A 15,689-nucleotide genomic window follows, 5' to 3' on the forward strand; every position below is an offset into this window, starting at 1 on the left:
GTTATTACAGCGTTAATATCTTGCGCCCTTTTCTTGGCTTCCGGGGCGTAGGTAGCTGTCAATTGGAGTTTCATTGAATGGCCCGTATTGCAGGCGTCAACATTCCAGATAACAAGCATACTGTTATCTCGCTGACCTACATCTTCGGTGTTGGTCGCACAACTGCGCAGAAAATTTGCGCAACCACCGGGGTTAACCCGGCGGCAAAGATCAAAGATCTGAGCGATGAGCAGATTGAACTTCTGCGTGGCGAAGTGGCAAAGGTAAACACCGAAGGTGACCTGCGTCGTGAAGTCAACATGAAAATCAAGCGCTTGATGGACCTGGGTTGCTATCGCGGCCTGCGTCATCGTCGCGGCCTTCCGGTTCGCGGTCAGCGTACCAAGACCAACGCACGTACCCGTAAGGGTCCGCGTAAGCCGATCCGCAAGTAATCGCACCCGCGAATCGACAGGAATCTAGTCATGGCAAAACCTGCTGCTCGTCCTCGTAAAAAAGTCAAAAAGACAGTGGTTGATGGCATCGCCCACATCCACGCGTCTTTCAATAACACCATTGTGACCATTACCGATCGTCAAGGTAACGCCCTGTCCTGGGCTACCTCTGGTGGTTCGGGTTTCCGCGGTTCACGCAAGTCCACTCCGTTTGCTGCTCAAGTAGCTGCTGAACGTGCTGGTCAAGCTGCGCTGGAATACGGCCTGAAAAACCTCGACGTGAACGTCAAGGGCCCAGGTCCGGGTCGTGAGTCCGCTGTCCGTGCATTGAACGGCTGCGGTTACAAGATCGCCAGCATCACCGACGTGACGCCAATCCCGCATAACGGGTGCCGTCCGCCGAAGAAGCGTCGCGTGTAATCAGGAGACAGTAGAAAATGGCTCGTTACATTGGTCCCAAATGCAAACTGTCCCGTCGTGAAGGCACTGACCTGTTTCTGAAGAGCGGCGTTCGCGCTCTGGAATCTAAGTGCAACATCGAGGCAGCCCCCGGTATCCACGGTCAGCGTCGTGGTCGCCAATCCGATTACGGTACCCAACTGCGTGAAAAGCAGAAGGTCCGTCGTATCTATGGCGTGCTCGAGCGTCAATTCAGCGGTTACTACAAAGAAGCTGCCGGCAAGAAAGGCGCTACTGGTGAGAACCTGCTGCAACTGCTCGAATGCCGTCTGGATAACGTTGTATACCGTATGGGCTTTGGCGCTACCCGTGCTGAATCCCGTCAGCTGGTTTCGCATAAAGCGATCAGCATCAACGGTAAAACTGTAAACATCCCGTCCTACCAGGTTCGTGCTGGTGACGTGGTTGCAGTTCGCGAGAAATCGAAGAATCAGCTGCGCATTGTTCAAGCTCTTGAGCTGTGTGCCCAGCGTGGCCGCGTTGAGTGGGTCGAAGTTGACACTGAGAAGAAATCGGGCGTTTTCAAAAGCGTTCCAGCTCGCAGTGACCTCTCCGCTGACATCAACGAAAGCCTGATTGTCGAGCTCTACTCCAAGTAAGGGCTAGAAAATAGGTGCATCCATGCAGATTTCGGTAAATGAGTTCCTGACCCCCCGCCATATCGATGTGCAGGTGGTCAGTCCGACCCGCGCTAAAATCACTCTCGAGCCTCTCGAGCGTGGTTTTGGCCACACTTTGGGCAACGCGCTGCGTCGCATTTTGTTGTCCTCAATGCCTGGCTGTGCAGTAGTCGAGGCCGAGATTGACGGTGTACTCCACGAGTACAGCGCCATCGAAGGTGTACAGGAAGACGTAATTGAAATCCTGCTCAACCTGAAAGGTCTGGCTATTAAGTTGCACGGTCGTGACGAAGTGACTCTGACACTGGCGAAGAAGGGCTCGGGCGTTGTTACCGCTGCCGATATTCAGCTGGATCATGATGTCGAGATCGTCAATGGTGATCACGTTATTGCCAACCTGGCTTCTAACGGCGCACTGAACATGAAGCTCACTGTGGCTCGTGGTCGCGGCTATGAGCCTGCTGATTCGCGTCAGAGTGATGAAGACGAAAGCCGCAGCATCGGTCGCTTGCAGCTGGACTCCTCTTTCAGCCCTGTGCGCCGTGTGGCGTACGTTGTTGAAAACGCCCGTGTTGAGCAGCGTACTAACCTTGACAAGCTGGTTATTGACCTGGAAACCAACGGTACCCTGGATCCTGAAGAGGCTATCCGTCGTGCTGCAACCATTCTGCAACAGCAGTTGGCTGCGTTCGTCGACCTCAAAGGTGACAGTGAGCCAGTGGTAATCGAGCAGGAAGACGAGATCGATCCGATCCTGCTGCGTCCGGTTGATGATCTGGAACTGACCGTTCGTTCGGCCAACTGCCTCAAGGCGGAGAACATCTACTACATCGGCGACCTGATTCAGCGCACCGAAGTAGAGCTGTTGAAAACTCCGAACTTGGGCAAAAAGTCCCTGACTGAGATCAAGGACGTGCTGGCCTCTCGTGGTCTTTCTCTCGGTATGCGCCTGGACAACTGGCCACCGGCAAGTCTTAAGAAGGACGACAAGGCGACTGCCTGATCGTCGTAATCACCGAACGTAAGTTTGGTAAGGAATTGAACCATGCGTCATCGTAAGAGTGGTCGTCACCTGAGCCGCACTAGCGCTCACCGCAAGGCCATGTTTCAAAACATGGCGGTGTCGCTGTTTGAGCACGAGCTGATCAAAACGACCCTGCCTAAGGCCAAGGAACTGCGTCGCGTAGCCGAGCCGCTGATCACCTTGGCTAAAGAAGATAGTTTGGCAAACCGCCGTCTGGCCTTCGACCGTACTCGTTCGAAAGCCATCGTTGGTAAGCTGTTCAACGACCTGGGCAAGCGCTACGCCACCCGTCAGGGCGGTTACCTGCGTATTCTCAAGTGCGGTTTCCGCGCTGGCGACAATGCTCCAATGGCTTATGTTGAGCTGGTTGACCGTCCGGTCGGCGGCGCAGCTGTAGACGCTGAGTAAGTCGTAGGTTGTAAGGAAAAACCGGGCTTTGGCCCGGTTTTTTTGTGCTTTTAAAAACACAAGCTATAGATCTCCTTAGGCCAAAAGTATTTGTCTATCGATAGTCTGCATTTAATGAATTATCTATAGCTGATAGCCAACATTAATCTCTTCTGCAACGCCGGGCGACGCCGGTTGGTTATGACCAGGAGAGAGAAATGAGCCAGTCCCCTATCCTCACGACTGCAAGCGGTGCGCCGGTTGCCGACAATCAGAATTCCCGTTCCGCTGGCCCCCGTGGCCCGTTACTCTTGGACGACTTTCACCTGGTAGAAAAGCTCGCACACTTCAACCGCGAGGTCATTCCAGAGCGCCGCGTTCACGCCAAGGGCTCGGGCGCATACGGTACGTTTACCGTCACCCGCGATATCAGCGCGCTCAGCCACGCCAAGCTGTTCGAAAACGTAGGCAAGCAAACGCCGATGTTCTTGCGCTTCTCAACCGTAGGTGGCGAGCGGGGTTCTGCCGATACTGAGCGCGATCCGCGCGGCTTTGCTGTGAAGTTTTACACCGAAGAGGGCAACTGGGACATCGTCGGCAATAACACGCCTGTGTTCTTTATCCGCGACCCGCTGAAGTTTCCCGACTTTATCCACACCCAAAAGCGCCTGCCGCAAAGCAATCTGAAAAGCCCGCAGATGATGTGGGACTTTTGGTCGCTGTCGCCCGAGTCGCTCCATCAGGTCACCATCCTGTTTTCCGATCGGGGCATTCCTGACGGCTACCGGTTTATGCATGGCTTCGGCAGCCACACCTTTAGTCTGATCAATGCCAAGGGTGAGCGTCACTGGGTGAAGTGGCATTACAAAAGCCAGCAGGGCATCAAAAACCTGTCGCCGACTGCAGCTGCTCACTTGGCCGGCACCGATCCTGATTACGCTCAGCGGGATCTGTTTGGTGCCATCGAGCGCGGCGATTTCCCAAAATGGACAGTGTGCATTCAGGTGATGAGCGAAGCTCAGGCCGCTGCGCACCGCGAAAACCCGTTCGACGTGACCAAAACATGGTCGCAGAAAGAATTCCCGCTGATGGAAGTAGGCGAAATCGAACTGAACCGTAATCCGCAGAACTACTTCGCCGAGGTTGAGCAGGCCGCCTTCGCGCCGAGCAATGTTGTGCCGGGTGTCGGTCTGTCGCCCGACCGCATGCTCCAGGGGCGTGTGTTTGCCTACGCGGACGCACACCGCTATCGCATTGGTACCAATCACCAGCAACTGCCGGTTAACGCCGCCCGGTCGCCGGTGAACAACTATCAGCGCGATGGCGCCATGCGTTTCGATGGCAATGGCGGTGCGGCGCCGCACTACGAGCCCAACAGCTACGACAGTGCGCCGAAGCAGGCACCGCAATACCGCGAGCCAGCATTGGCTCTGGAAGGCGCAGCAGACCGGTACGATCACCGCACCGACAGCGATTACTACAGCCAGGCCGGTGCATTGTTCCGCTTGATGAATTCCGAGCAACAGGCGTTGCTGATCAGCAATATCGCCGGCGCCATGCAAAGTGTCAGCGAGGAGGTTCAACTGCGTCAGTTGGCGCATTTCAGCAAGGCAGATGCGGCCTATGGCCGGGGCGTTGCCAAGGCGCTGGGCTTGAACCTGGAGTAGAAATCGGTAAACGAAAAAGGCGCCCCTGAAGGCGCCTTTTTTATCTCTACAAATCTAGTCCAGACTAAAGCCCAGCTGGCGCCAGCCCTCATACACCGCCACAGCGACAGTGTTGGACAGATTCAAGCTGCGACAATCTGGGCGCATGGGCAGGCGCAGGCGCTGCTCGGCTGGAACGGCGTCCAGTATCTCAGCCGGCAGCCCGCGGCTCTCCGGGCCAAACAGCAGCGCATCTCCCTTGGCAAACGTTGCCTCATGAAATGGATGTGATGCCTTTGTAGTGAACGCGAACAGCCTCGGCTGGCCAAGGCTCTCCAGGCAGCTGGTGAGGTCGCTATGGCGAGTCAGCGTGGCGTACTCGTGGTAATCCAGCCCGGCGCGGCGCAGGCGTTTGTCGTCCAGCTCAAAGCCAATGGGCTCAATCAGGTGCAGACTGCATCCGCTATTGGCGCAGAGCCTGATAATGTTGCCGGTATTGGGGGGGATTTCCGGTTGGAACAGAATCACGTGAAACATGCACGACTCCGACTTGAGGGCGTCGAGGATTTTACCCCCGAAGCGCCGGACCCGCGGCCGAAATTATTGGTTCGTGTGGTGGCTTCGTTGGCCCTGTTCGGTTTTCTGGTGGGCATGATGATTGGCCGCTTGCAGGACCCTTCACCCGTACTGCTCGATGAGATCGTGGTCATCCCCGGTGGCCTGGAGCTTATGTTCGATGCTGAACCAAAAGTGCTCGCCGAGCACGTCGATGGTGCGCTGGTGATGCGCTTTGAGGCCGAGGGGAGTTCGCGTCAGGGCCAGCTGCAATTGGATGGCAGAAGCGTCAATTGGCGGCTTTTACGCAGTAAGGGAGGGTTGTTGCTGAACCTAGTCGCGGCCCGCCCGCTGCAGGCCCAGTGGCGCGGTGCAGCGGAGGGTGGACGGTGGCGGCTGGTGATCAGCCTGGCTCCTGAATAGGAGCGTGGAATAAAAAAGGGGAATCCCCGGCCTGCCTGTACCAAGGTCCCCGAAAACTGGGGGTGTTTCGTTCCTACACTTAAAACTATGCAGGTGGTGTGCCAGTTTTATTGCAGGGCACAAAAAAGCGAGCTACGAGCTCGCTTTTTTGTGGACGGATGAGGCGAGTGCTTAGCCCTCATCCTCGTCTTCATCGCCGCCGTCGATCTTCATGCCCAACTCTTTTATCTTACGAGTCAAGGTGTTACGACCCCAGCCCAGCAAAACAGCGGCGTCACGACGACGGCCTGCGGTGTGCTTGAGGGCGGTTTCGATCATGATGCGTTCGAAGGTCGGCACTGCCGTATCAAGCAGGCTGGACTGCCCGCGCGCGAGCGCCTGATCAGCCCATTGGCGCAAAGCCTGCTCCCAATTGGTCGCCGGGGCACTGTCTTGGGGCTGCGTGAGCAATTCCGGGGGCAGGTCGTCAATATGCACTTCGCGGCCCGACGCCATTACCGTGATCCAGCGGCAGGTGTTTTCCAGCTGACGCACGTTGCCCGGCCAAGGCAGGTTCTTCAGGTAATCCTCTGTCTCGGTTTTCAGCAGCTTCGGCTCAACCGCAAGCTCTTGAGCTGCGCGGGCTAGGAAGTGGCGGGCCAGAGTCGGAATGTCTTCGCGGCGATCCGACATCCGTGGGATATGAATGCGGATTACGTTCAGGCGATGGAACAAGTCCTCACGGAACTTGCCCGCCTGCACCAGGTTTTCCAGGTTCTGGTGAGTGGCGGCGATGATGCGCACGTCTACCTTAACCGGCGTATGGCCGCCGACGCGGTAAAACTCGCCATCTGCCAACACGCGCAGCAAACGCGTTTGCGTGTCTGCCGGCATATCGCCGATTTCATCGAGAAACAGGGTGCCGCCGTCCGCTTGTTCGAAACGGCCGCGACGCTGGTTGGCCGCCCCGGTGAACGCGCCTTTTTCGTGCCCGAACAGCTCGGATTCCATCAGGTCTTTCGGAATTGCGGCCATGTTCAGCGCAATAAAGGGGGAGGCGGCGCGCGGGCTGTGCCGATGTAAGGCATGGGCAACCAGTTCTTTACCGGTGCCGGACTCACCGTTGATAAGCACGGTGATGTTGGAGTGGCTCAAGCGACCGATGGCGCGAAACACTTCCTGCATCGCCGGCGCTTCGCCGATGATTTCCGGCGTGCGGGTTTGCTCCACCGGTACGTGCAGGCCTTGTTGCTCCTGAGCGTGCTGGAAGGCGCGCTTGACCAGCGAGACCGCCTCGTCCACGTCAAACGGCTTGGGCAGGTATTCGAACGCGCCGCCCTGATAAGAAGCGACGGCGCTTTCGAGGTCCGAATGGGCGGTCATGATGATCACGGGCAGGCGCGGATACAGTTCGCGAATGCGCGCGAGCAAATCCAGGCCGCTGGCGCCGGGCATGCGGATGTCGGAAATGATCACGTCCGGCTGCTGACGGCTCAGACGGCTGAGCACGCCGTCGGCGCTGTCGAAGCTGGTGGTGGTCATGCCTTCTTGCTGCAGGGCTTTTTCCAGTACCCAACGGATGGAACGATCGTCGTCGACAATCCAGACGGTTTCGCTGCGGCTCATGACGAAGTAGCTCCTTGTTCCAACGGCAGGAAGATCGAAAATACGGTGTGGCCTGGGTGGCTCTCGCACTCGATCAGGCCCTGATGCTGACTGATGATGTTCTGGGTGATAGCCAAGCCCAGTCCGGTACCGTCCGGACGACCACTGACCATGGGATAGAAAATGGTTTCTTGAAGTTCAGCCGGAATGCCCGGGCCGTTGTCGATGATTTCCACCTTGGCCACCAGGCGATGCCGGGTGTGCGCAATGGTGAACTGGCGAAGGGTGCGGGTGCGCAACATGATTCGGCCCTGGCGGAATTCGTTCTGACCGCTGATGGCTTGCATGGCGTTGCGCACTATATTGAGCACCGCCTGAATCATCTGTTCGCGGTCGATCAACACGTCCGGAATGCTTGGGTCATAGTCGCGCACCAAGGTGATGCCGCCCTGGCTCTCCGCCTCCACCAGGCTGCTGACTCGCTCCAGCACTTCATGCACGTTGGTCATCGCCAGGGATGGCAGCTTGTTCGAGCCGAGCATACGGTCGACCAGATTACGCAGGCGGTCGGCCTCTTCGATGATGACGTTGGTGTAATCCTTGAGGTTCTCGTCCGGAAGCTCACGCGCCAGTAGCTGGGCGGCGCCACGAATCCCGCCAAGCGGATTCTTTATTTCATGGGCCAGGCCGCGCACCAGCATCTTGGTGGTTTCCTGCTTGGATAGCTGGGCTTCTTCCTTGGTGATGCGCAGCAGGCGATCACGCGGGTGAACCTCAAGCAGTAGCAGGGTGGCGCCGCGGTTGAGGATTGGCGTCACGGCGTAATCGACGGTCAGCGTCTGGCCGGTCAGCGCAATCAATACCGCTTCACGTTTGTTAAAGGGGTGCGCTTCCTCTACAGCCTGACGTAATGAGGCCAGAGCTTCGGGCGATTCGGTGAACAACTCACTGATGAATTGGCCGTGGCTGCGTTGGCCGCTGACGGCCAGAAGCATCTCCGCTGCGGGGTTCATGTACTCAAGGCGCAGTTCGGCGTTGAGCAACAAAGTCGCAGTGGTCAGGTTGTCCAGCAGCAGGCGGTGCAGTGCGTCGTTGATGGTCATCTATGGGATCCCGAGAATGGGTCTGAAAATGCAAAAAGCAAACCAAAGCCCCGAAAAGACGCGCGGTAGCTGAGCAAACGGTGAAATTGGGTCGTTTTGCTGCACCGTCGGCCGCCATCAGCGAACCAAAACAGGGAGAGCATAGAAGTTGGTGCGTCGCAAAGCACCAAGTTGGTGCTTTAGTGGGGCGATCAAACGAAGGGAACGTAAGGGATGTCGTCGTCTTCTTCTTCCGGCTTGTCCTTGAGCGGACATTCCGGACGTACGCCGTAGTCATCTTTCTTGCACGGATTAGCGCGCCGCTTGCTCTCAAGTGACGTGCGAACGATATGCACGGGTTGGCTCGGCGTGCGCTCGAGGATACGACCTTCGGCGTCGATAATCTCGGCGGCCAGTTGGTGGGTGCCGCGGTCCAGGTTGTTCAGTGGAATGACCGGGCTGCGACTGGCGGTGCCGACTACAGCGCCATCGAGCAGAACCCGATAGTTGTGGCCCTCCATCAGCGCCGGGTCGCTGGTCAGGGTCACGATCAGGTTTCCCGAGGAGCCTTCCTGCACGGTGGCATCCGGTTCCGGAACGAGAATGCGCAGTAGCTGATAGCTGGCAACCGGGGTCGGAGCGGCGGCAGGTACGGGCACGCGCACCGTCGGCGGCGCTGTCTGATCCATACCGTTGGTGGGCGCTATCTCTACTTTTTTGGCATTGCCCCTGGGTTGGTCGGTAAAGACCCGATTACCTTCGCTATCGATATAGGTATACACATCGGCCAGTGCCGGGAGGCCCAGCAACAGCAGGCAGAGCAGGACGAATCGCATGGTTTAGTTGGCTGGCCTTGGGGTGGGTTTGGGTGGCGTCGGGTTAATAGGCGGGCGAGCCGGGCTGTTGGTGCTAATGCGCTGGGTGGTGAACGTCACGGTGGGGCTTTGCTGGATCAAGCGGTCGCCGCTGAAGGCCTGTACGGACAGGCTGTGTTCACCGCGCTCGATGTCGCTGAGTGGGAATTGCACGCTGGAAGTCAGGCCACCATAGGGTTGGCCATCAAGCAGCAACTGCAAGCTATCGCCGATTCGCAGCTGGGGCTCGATGCGCACGCCCACGGTGAAGCTGCCGTTATTGGCGCGTACAGCTTCATCATCTGGCAGGTCGGCGATTTCCAGCACGTTGTAGACCTGTTCGGCGGCGCCCTCGCCGGCCGGCTCGCTGCCGGGCATGGTAGGCGGTGGCGGTGATTGCACGGTGTTGACGGGCGGCAATGTGACGGTCTCGGCCTTGCTGCCTTGGGGAGGCTGGTTGGTGAAGACGGTGTTGCCGTTGGCGTCGGTGTACTTATAGATTTCGGCGCTGGCCGGTAGGGCCAGGGCTGCTAAAAGGCAGGTCACGATCAGGCGCATGGCAAGGGTTCCGTGGGGTGTGTGCTAAGCCTTGCACTGCAACGCTGCGCTGGCAAGTTTGACCGGTTATCGCTGTGCGCGGGAACAAAATTGCAGGCAATAAAAAAGCGCCTTCTTAGCCCAGGCGCTCGTTTTCGATATGCGGCCTTACTTGGGTTTTTCTGAGAGCGGGAGCATCGGTACGCCGGCGTAGAAAACCAGCAAGACTGCCGGCTGCGCGCCGGTTGTGCCGCGGTGCAGGATGCCCACGGTTTCGGCCAGCGCGTCGCCTTCTTTGAGTGTTCGCTTGTGCCCCTGCTTGCGGGTTTCGACCGTCAGCTCGCCAGAGAGCATGTAGGCGGCGTTGGGTATCGGGTGAGTGTGCCAATCCAGCACCGTATGCGCCGGGATATAGAGTTTTATCAACGTCAGTTCTGGCGTGCCGCGCGGGTAGGTGGTGTAGGGGGTGCCGTCCCAGGAGGCGGTGGTTTTCAGCAGAGTCTGGGATTCGATAGTCAGCTTGCTAGGCGGTTGGCTGCAGCCTGCAAGCCATGCGCAGGTGAGCGTTGCAACAGCGATCAGACGAGGATTCATGGCCGGGCTCCAACTGTCGAGGGTACAGAGGAGAAATACCTGCGAAGTGGGGCTCGGGCTGTCAGCCCCCGCCTTGGTTGCAAGCGCTATGGCCGCTCATGGCGTGAGACGCCGGAAATAAAAAAGGCCTCCCGAAGGAGGCCTTTTCAATCACGTCGCCAGGAAGGCGACGTGTCTGGCTTGGGCGCTGTCTACTTAAACGCTGTAGTACAGGTCGTATTCCAGTGGGTGCACGAAGGTGCGCACTTTGATTTCTTCTTCGCTCTTCAGCTCGATGTAGGCATCGATGAAGTCGTCGCTGAACACGCCGCCTTTGGTCAAGAACGCACGGCCCTTGTCCAGCTCTTCCAGGGCTTCTTTCAGGCTGCCGCACACTTGCGGAATCAGCTTGCCTTCTTCTGGAGGCAGGTCGTACAGGTTCTTGTCCGCTGCGTCGCCAGGGTGGATCTTGTTCTGGATACCGTCCAGACCCGCCATCAGCAGTGCTGCGAAGGCCAGGTACGGGTTGGCAGCCGGATCCGGGAAGCGCGCTTCGATGCGGCGAGCTTTCGGGCTGGAAACGTACGGAATACGGATGGAGGCGGAACGGTTACGAGCCGAGTAGGCCAGCATTACCGGGGCTTCGAAACCTGGGACCAGACGCTTGTAGGAGTTGGTCGACGGGTTGGTGAAGCCGTTCAGCGCTTTACCGTGCTTGATGATGCCGCCGATGAAGTACAGAGCGGTATCGGACAGGCCGGCATAGCCTTCGCCGGAGAAGGTGTTCTTGCCATCTTTGGAGATGGACATGTGCACGTGCATACCCGAGCCGTTGTCGCCGTACAGAGGCTTAGGCATGAAGGTTGCGGTTTTGCCGTAGGCGTCAGCCACGTTGTGTACGCAGTACTTCAGGGTTTGAACTTCGTCAGCCTTGGCAACCAGGGTGTTGAACTTCACGCCGATTTCGTTCTGGCCGGCAGTCGCCACTTCGTGGTGGTGAACTTCGATGACCAGGCCCATTTCTTCCATGGCATTACACATGGCAGTACGGATTTCGTGGTCGTGGTCGACTGGAGGAACCGGGAAGTAGCCGCCTTTGACGCCTGGGCGGTGGCCTTTGTTGCCGGTTTCGAAGTCGCTGTCGGTGTTCCAGGACGCTTGTTCGGAGATGATTTTGAACATCGAGCCGGAGATGTCCGACTTGAATTTAACTTCGTCGAATACGAAGAACTCAGGCTCCGGGCCTACGAATACGGTGTCACCGATACCGGTGGACTTCAGGTATTCCTCAGCGCGTGCAGCGATCGAGCGCGGGTCGCGGTCGTAGCCTTGCATGGTCGATGGTTCGATGATGTTGCAAACCAGGATCAGGGTAGGCTCTTCGGTGAACGGGTCGAGAACGGCAGTGCTGTCTACTGGCAGCAGGATCATGTCGGAGGCTTCGATGCCTTTCCAGCCATGGATCGAGGAGCCGTCGAACATTTTGCCGACTTCGAAGAATTCGTCGTCAAGGGCGTCACGGGCCGGCATGGTCACGTGGTGCTGCTTGCCTTTGGTATCGGTGAAGCGCAGGTCAACCCACTTCACGTCGTGTTCTTTGATTAGTTGAAGCGCCTTCGACATGGTGTCCTCCAGATGGTGGGGCGTTGTGATTTTTTAGCCCCAAATAAAACGGTGAAGCCGGGCGGCATAGTCCGCCAGGGCAACCTGCCTCACAAGGGAGCAAATTGCATGCCAGTGCCCCGAAGTGGGTTTGATGCACGAAACTCAGGCGTAGCGGGGGCTGCATGGCAAACGCTAAGCGCGCTATGCACCAAAATGAATCTCTTGTGAAATGGTGCGGTTCATTTTGGTGCGCTGGTGATCTTTATAAGGATTGCCTGGTTAAACCTTGAGCAATTTCCGCTATAATCCGCGCCCCTCAATTTCGGCCGGGCTCGCGCACGCTGTTTTCATGAAACTTATCGTTAAAGTCTTCCCCGAGATCACCATTAAAAGCCGGCCGGTGCGTACGCGCTTCATCCGCCAGCTTGCGAAGAATATTCGCGCGGTGATGCGTGACCTGGATCCAGATCTCGTGGTGGACGGCGTGTGGGACAACATCGACGTCGAGACCAAACTCACCGCGCCTAAAGTGCTGGTCGAGCTGAAAGAGCGTCTGACCCGGATCCCCGGCATTGGCCAGTTTCTGGAAGTGAACGAATACCCGCTGGGCGACTTCGACGACATGGTCGAAAAATGCAAAGCGCATTTTGGCGATCAGTTGGCCGGCAAGGTCTTCGCCGTTCGCTGCAAGCGTGCCGGTAAACACAGCTTCAGCTCGATGGATGTGGAGCGCTACGTCGGCAGCCAGTTGCGCCGTCAGTGCGGCGCCGCCGGCATCTCGCTCAAAGAGCCCGAGTTGCTGGTGCGCATGGAAATTCGCAATCAGCTTCTATATGTCATCCACAGCCAGCACGAAGGCCTGGGCGGTTATCCGCTGGGCGCCATCGAGCAGACGTTGGTGCTGATGTCCGGCGGTTTCGACTCCACCGTGGCGGCGTACCAGATGATCCGTCGCGGGCTGATCAGCCATTTCTGCTTCTTTAATCTGGGCGGCCGTGCCCACGAGCTGGGCGTGATGGAAGTGGCCCACTACTTGTGGAGCCAGTACGGCAGCTCGCACCGCGTGCTGTTCGTCAGCGTGCCGTTTGAAGAAGTGCTGGGCGAAATTCTCGGCAAGGTGGACAACGCGCACATGGGCGTCGTGCTCAAGCGCATGATGCTGCGCGCCGCCACCCGTGTGGCCGATGGCCTGGATATCGATGCGCTGGTCACTGGCGAGGCGATTTCCCAGGTGTCTAGCCAGACCTTGCCGAATCTGTCGGTGATCGACCGCGCCACCGACAAACTGGTGATGCGCCCACTGATCGTCAGCCACAAGCAAGACATCATCAATATGGCTGAGCACATCGGCACCGCCGAATTTGCAAAGCATATGCCCGAATACTGCGGCGTGATTTCGGTAAACCCGACCACCCGCGCCAAGCCTGACCGCGTCGTCTATGAAGAAGCCCAGATCGACATGAGCGTGTTCGAGCGTGCCCTTGAGCGCGCCCGTTCCGTGCCGATCGACCGGGTGATCGACGAGTTAAGCCAAGACATCCAGGTTGAGGAATTGAGTGAAGCCTTGCCTGGGCAGATCGTGCTGGATATCCGTCACCCGGATGCCCAGGAAGATCTGCCGCTGGAGTTGGACGGCATCGAAGTAAGAGCGTTGCCGTTCTTCGCGCTCAACAGTCGCTACAAGGAACTGGACCCCACCCGTCAGTACCTTTTGTATTGCGACAAAGGCGTGATGAGCCGCCTGCATGCCCACCACTTGCTCAGCGAGGGGCATGCCAATGTGCGCGTTTATCGTCCGGCATAAAACGCCGGGGCTGAATGGCGGCAGTATCCGCCACCGCCCCCCCGACCGACGGGGCTGTTGAGCCACTCATTCTTCATACTGGCCGCCTAGACTTAGCGGCGAACCGAATCCTCTGATCGAGATGCAAAAGTGATCGAAAATCTACGCAACATCGCCATCATCGCCCACGTTGACCATGGTAAGACCACCCTGGTTGATAAACTCCTGCGTCAGTCCGGCACCCTGGAGCGCAACGAGCTCAACGACGAGCGCGTGATGGACTCCAACGACCAGGAAAAAGAGCGCGGCATTACCATTCTCGCGAAGAACACCGCGATCAACTGGAACGGCTACCACATCAACATCGTCGACACCCCCGGCCACGCCGACTTCGGCGGCGAAGTTGAGCGCGTAATGTCGATGGTGGACTCGGTTCTGCTGCTGGTCGACGCCCAGGACGGCCCGATGCCGCAAACCCGCTTCGTAACCAAGAAAGCCTTCGAAGCCGGCCTGCGCCCAATCGTGGTCATCAACAAGGTTGACCGTCCAGGCGCGCGTCCGGACTGGGTTCTGGACCAGATCTTCGATCTGTTCGACAACCTCGGTGCCACCGAAGAACAGCTGGACTTCAAAGTTGTCTACGCCTCCGCTCTGAACGGTATTGCTGGTCTCGACCACACCGACATGGCTGAAGACATGACCCCGCTGTACCAGTCCATCGTCGACAACGTTCCGCCTCCGGCCGTAGACCGCGACGGTCCGTTCCAGATGCAAATCTCGGCACTGGACTACAACAGCTTCCTCGGCATTATCGGCGTTGGCCGTATCGCCCGTGGTCGCGTCAAGCCGAACACGCCGGTTGTGGCCATCGATGCCGAAGGCAAGCGCCGTAACGGCCGTATCCTGAAGCTCATGGGTCACCACGGTCTGCACCGTGTAGACGTGGAAGAAGCCGCTGCCGGCGACATCGTCTGCATCAGCGGTATGGACCAACTGTTCATCTCCGACACCCTGTGCGACGTCAACAACGTCGAAGCGATGAAGCCGCTGACCGTTGATGAGCCGACCGTATCCATGACCTTCCAGGTCAACGATTCGCCGTTCTGCGGTAAAGAAGGCAAGTTCGTAACCAGCCGCAACATCAAAGAGCGTCTGGACAAGGAGCTGCTGTACAACGTGGCACTGCGCGTTGAAGAAGGCGACTCGGCCGACCGTTTCAAAGTCTCGGGCCGTGGTGAGCTGCACCTGTCCGTACTGATCGAAACCATGCGTCGCGAAGGCTTCGAAATGGGCGTTGGCCGTCCTGAAGTAATCATCCGTGTGGTTGATGGCGTGAAGAACGAGCCGTTCGAAAACGTCACCATCGACATCCCGGAAGAGTCGCAGGGCAAGGTCATGGAAGAAATGGGTCTGCGTAAAGGCGACCTGACCAACATGTCCCCGGATGGCAAAGGCCGTGTGCGTCTGGAGTACAACATTCCAGCCCGTGGTCTGATCGGTTTCCGTAACCAGTTCCTGACCCTCACCAACGGCGCCGGCATCCTGACCTCGATCTTCGACCGTTACGACGTGATGAAGTCGGGCCACATGTCTGGCCGTCAGAACGGCGTACTGGTTTCGGTTGAAACCGGCAAGGCTCTGACCTACTCCCTCGAAACCCTGCAAGCGCGCGGCAAGCTGTTCGTTGAGCACGGTCAGGACATCTACAACGGTCAGATCGTTGGTCTGAACAGCCGTGACAACGACCTGGGTGTGAACCCAACCAAAGGCAAGAAGCTCGACAACATGCGTGCTTCGGGCAAAGACGAAACCATCGCTCTGGTTCCGCCGGTTCGTTTCACCCTGGAACAGGCTCTGGAATTCATCCAGGACGACGAACTGTGTGAAGTGACGCCGAAATCCATCCGTCTTCGCAAGAAGATCCTGGACGAAGGCGAGCGCACCCGCGCTGCCAAGAAAGCGGCCAAGTAATTGGTTTAGCTTCGGCTAAATGAAAACGCCCCCGGTCGCGAGACCGGGGGCGTTTTTTTATGCCTGCTGCAAAGATCAAGGGCCCCTCACCCCAGCCCTCTCCCGCAAGCGGGAGAGGGGGTTGAAAGGTGCTCGGCGGGGAGAAGTCACCC

General features: G+C 58.0%; 16 protein-coding genes. 9 read left to right on the plus strand and 7 right to left on the minus strand.

From position 1 onward, the window contains the following. Positions 1-77 precede the first annotated feature (77 nt). The 6 genes from rpsM to PKE98_RS14855 all read left to right on the plus strand — a co-directional run bounded on the left by rpsM (position 78) and on the right by PKE98_RS14855 (position 4,591). A complete protein-coding gene (gene rpsM / locus PKE98_RS14830; protein WP_108096520.1) occupies positions 78-434 on the plus strand; it encodes a 30S ribosomal protein S13 in 357 nt (118 codons plus the stop codon). Positions 435-464: 30 nt separating this feature from the next. Continuing rightward, positions 465-854, plus strand: coding sequence for a 30S ribosomal protein S11 (gene rpsK, locus PKE98_RS14835; RefSeq protein ID WP_002555466.1), 390 nt, complete (start codon positions 465-467; stop codon positions 852-854). A gap of 17 nt (positions 855-871) precedes the next feature. After that, positions 872-1,492 carry a 30S ribosomal protein S4 gene (rpsD, locus tag PKE98_RS14840; protein WP_271196086.1) on the plus strand — a complete coding sequence of 207 codons (621 nt, stop codon included), beginning with the start codon at positions 872-874 and terminating at the stop codon, positions 1,490-1,492. 22 nt (positions 1,493-1,514) lie between these two features. Beyond that, on the plus strand, positions 1,515-2,516 hold the full coding sequence (locus tag PKE98_RS14845; RefSeq protein WP_108096518.1) for a DNA-directed RNA polymerase subunit alpha: 1,002 nt from the start codon (positions 1,515-1,517) through the stop codon (positions 2,514-2,516). 42 nt (positions 2,517-2,558) lie between these two features. Beyond that, complete coding sequence (gene rplQ / locus PKE98_RS14850) at positions 2,559-2,945, plus strand: 50S ribosomal protein L17 (protein WP_108096517.1); 387 nt, start codon at positions 2,559-2,561, stop codon at positions 2,943-2,945. A gap of 197 nt (positions 2,946-3,142) precedes the next feature. Continuing rightward, on the plus strand, positions 3,143-4,591 hold the full coding sequence (locus PKE98_RS14855; RefSeq protein WP_271196087.1) for a catalase: 1,449 nt from the start codon (positions 3,143-3,145) through the stop codon (positions 4,589-4,591). A 54-nt stretch (positions 4,592-4,645) separates the two neighbouring features. On the opposite strand, the gene PKE98_RS14860 is transcribed toward PKE98_RS14855, so the two are convergent. Continuing rightward, positions 4,646-5,107, minus strand: coding sequence for a tRNA (cytidine(34)-2'-O)-methyltransferase (locus PKE98_RS14860; RefSeq protein ID WP_271196088.1), 462 nt, complete (start codon positions 5,105-5,107; stop codon positions 4,646-4,648). Between PKE98_RS14860 and PKE98_RS14865 the strand changes: the two genes are divergently transcribed. Beyond that, on the plus strand, positions 5,099-5,548 hold the full coding sequence (locus PKE98_RS14865; RefSeq protein WP_271196089.1) for a hypothetical protein: 450 nt from the start codon (positions 5,099-5,101) through the stop codon (positions 5,546-5,548). The two genes, PKE98_RS14860 and PKE98_RS14865, sit on opposite strands and share 9 nt — an antisense overlap. Positions 5,549-5,719: 171 nt before the next feature. Here PKE98_RS14865 and ntrC read toward each other — a convergent pair whose 3' ends face one another. From ntrC to glnA, 6 genes are all read right to left on the minus strand, one after another. Beyond that, the gene (ntrC, locus tag PKE98_RS14870) at positions 5,720-7,153 is read right to left on the minus strand and encodes a nitrogen regulation protein NR(I) (RefSeq protein ID WP_271196090.1); all 1,434 of its coding nucleotides are present in this window, start codon (positions 7,151-7,153) and stop codon (positions 5,720-5,722) included. After that, positions 7,150-8,235 carry a nitrogen regulation protein NR(II) gene (gene glnL, locus PKE98_RS14875; protein ID WP_271196091.1) on the minus strand — a complete coding sequence of 362 codons (1,086 nt, stop codon included), beginning with the start codon at positions 8,233-8,235 and terminating at the stop codon, positions 7,150-7,152. Before glnL ends, ntrC begins: the two co-directional genes overlap by 4 nt. A gap of 191 nt (positions 8,236-8,426) precedes the next feature. Then, complete coding sequence (locus tag PKE98_RS14880; RefSeq protein WP_271196092.1) at positions 8,427-9,050, minus strand: DUF4124 domain-containing protein; 624 nt, start codon at positions 9,048-9,050, stop codon at positions 8,427-8,429. 3 nt (positions 9,051-9,053) lie between these two features. After that, positions 9,054-9,626: a DUF4124 domain-containing protein gene (locus PKE98_RS14885; RefSeq protein ID WP_271196093.1), complete on the minus strand. Its 573-nt coding sequence runs from the start codon at positions 9,624-9,626 to the stop codon at positions 9,054-9,056. Between the two features lie 147 nt (positions 9,627-9,773). Continuing rightward, the gene (locus PKE98_RS14890) at positions 9,774-10,199 is read right to left on the minus strand and encodes a cupin domain-containing protein (RefSeq protein WP_271196094.1); all 426 of its coding nucleotides are present in this window, start codon (positions 10,197-10,199) and stop codon (positions 9,774-9,776) included. A gap of 195 nt (positions 10,200-10,394) precedes the next feature. Beyond that, on the minus strand, positions 10,395-11,801 hold the full coding sequence (gene glnA / locus PKE98_RS14895; protein WP_271196095.1) for a glutamate--ammonia ligase: 1,407 nt from the start codon (positions 11,799-11,801) through the stop codon (positions 10,395-10,397). Between the two features lie 331 nt (positions 11,802-12,132). On the opposite strand from glnA, the gene thiI reads away from it, so the two are divergent. Then, on the plus strand, positions 12,133-13,587 hold the full coding sequence (gene thiI, locus PKE98_RS14900) for a tRNA uracil 4-sulfurtransferase ThiI (RefSeq protein WP_271196096.1): 1,455 nt from the start codon (positions 12,133-12,135) through the stop codon (positions 13,585-13,587). A 129-nt stretch (positions 13,588-13,716) separates the two neighbouring features. Beyond that, complete coding sequence (gene typA, locus PKE98_RS14905) at positions 13,717-15,537, plus strand: translational GTPase TypA (RefSeq protein WP_271196097.1); 1,821 nt, start codon at positions 13,717-13,719, stop codon at positions 15,535-15,537. Positions 15,538-15,689: the final 152 nt, after the last annotated feature.

It is taken from the genome of Pseudomonas turukhanskensis (genome assembly GCF_027922365.1).
GTDB classification, from domain to species: Bacteria; Pseudomonadota; Gammaproteobacteria; order Pseudomonadales; family Pseudomonadaceae; genus Aquipseudomonas; species Aquipseudomonas turukhanskensis.

Bases quoted from the DNA above. Each gene is read 5' to 3' on its own strand.
- rpsM (WP_108096520.1), top strand. From the start codon at position 78: ATGGCCCGTATTGCAGGCGTCAACATTCCAGATAACAAGCATACTGTT.
- rpsK (WP_002555466.1), top strand. From the start codon at position 465: ATGGCAAAACCTGCTGCTCGTCCTCGTAAAAAAGTCAAAAAGACAGTG.
- rpsD (WP_271196086.1), top strand. From the start codon at position 872: ATGGCTCGTTACATTGGTCCCAAATGCAAACTGTCCCGTCGTGAAGGC.
- PKE98_RS14845 (WP_108096518.1), top strand. From the start codon at position 1,515: ATGCAGATTTCGGTAAATGAGTTCCTGACCCCCCGCCATATCGATGTG.
- rplQ (WP_108096517.1), top strand. From the start codon at position 2,559: ATGCGTCATCGTAAGAGTGGTCGTCACCTGAGCCGCACTAGCGCTCAC.
- PKE98_RS14855 (WP_271196087.1), top strand. From the start codon at position 3,143: ATGAGCCAGTCCCCTATCCTCACGACTGCAAGCGGTGCGCCGGTTGCC.
- PKE98_RS14860 (WP_271196088.1), bottom strand. From the start codon at position 5,107: ATGTTTCACGTGATTCTGTTCCAACCGGAAATCCCCCCCAATACCGGC.
- ntrC (WP_271196090.1), bottom strand. From the start codon at position 7,153: ATGAGCCGCAGCGAAACCGTCTGGATTGTCGACGACGATCGTTCCATC.
- glnL (WP_271196091.1), bottom strand. From the start codon at position 8,235: ATGACCATCAACGACGCACTGCACCGCCTGCTGCTGGACAACCTGACC.
- PKE98_RS14880 (WP_271196092.1), bottom strand. From the start codon at position 9,050: ATGCGATTCGTCCTGCTCTGCCTGCTGTTGCTGGGCCTCCCGGCACTG.
- PKE98_RS14885 (WP_271196093.1), bottom strand. From the start codon at position 9,626: ATGCGCCTGATCGTGACCTGCCTTTTAGCAGCCCTGGCCCTACCGGCC.
- PKE98_RS14890 (WP_271196094.1), bottom strand. From the start codon at position 10,199: ATGAATCCTCGTCTGATCGCTGTTGCAACGCTCACCTGCGCATGGCTT.
- glnA (WP_271196095.1), bottom strand. From the start codon at position 11,801: ATGTCGAAGGCGCTTCAACTAATCAAAGAACACGACGTGAAGTGGGTT.
- thiI (WP_271196096.1), top strand. From the start codon at position 12,133: ATGAAACTTATCGTTAAAGTCTTCCCCGAGATCACCATTAAAAGCCGG.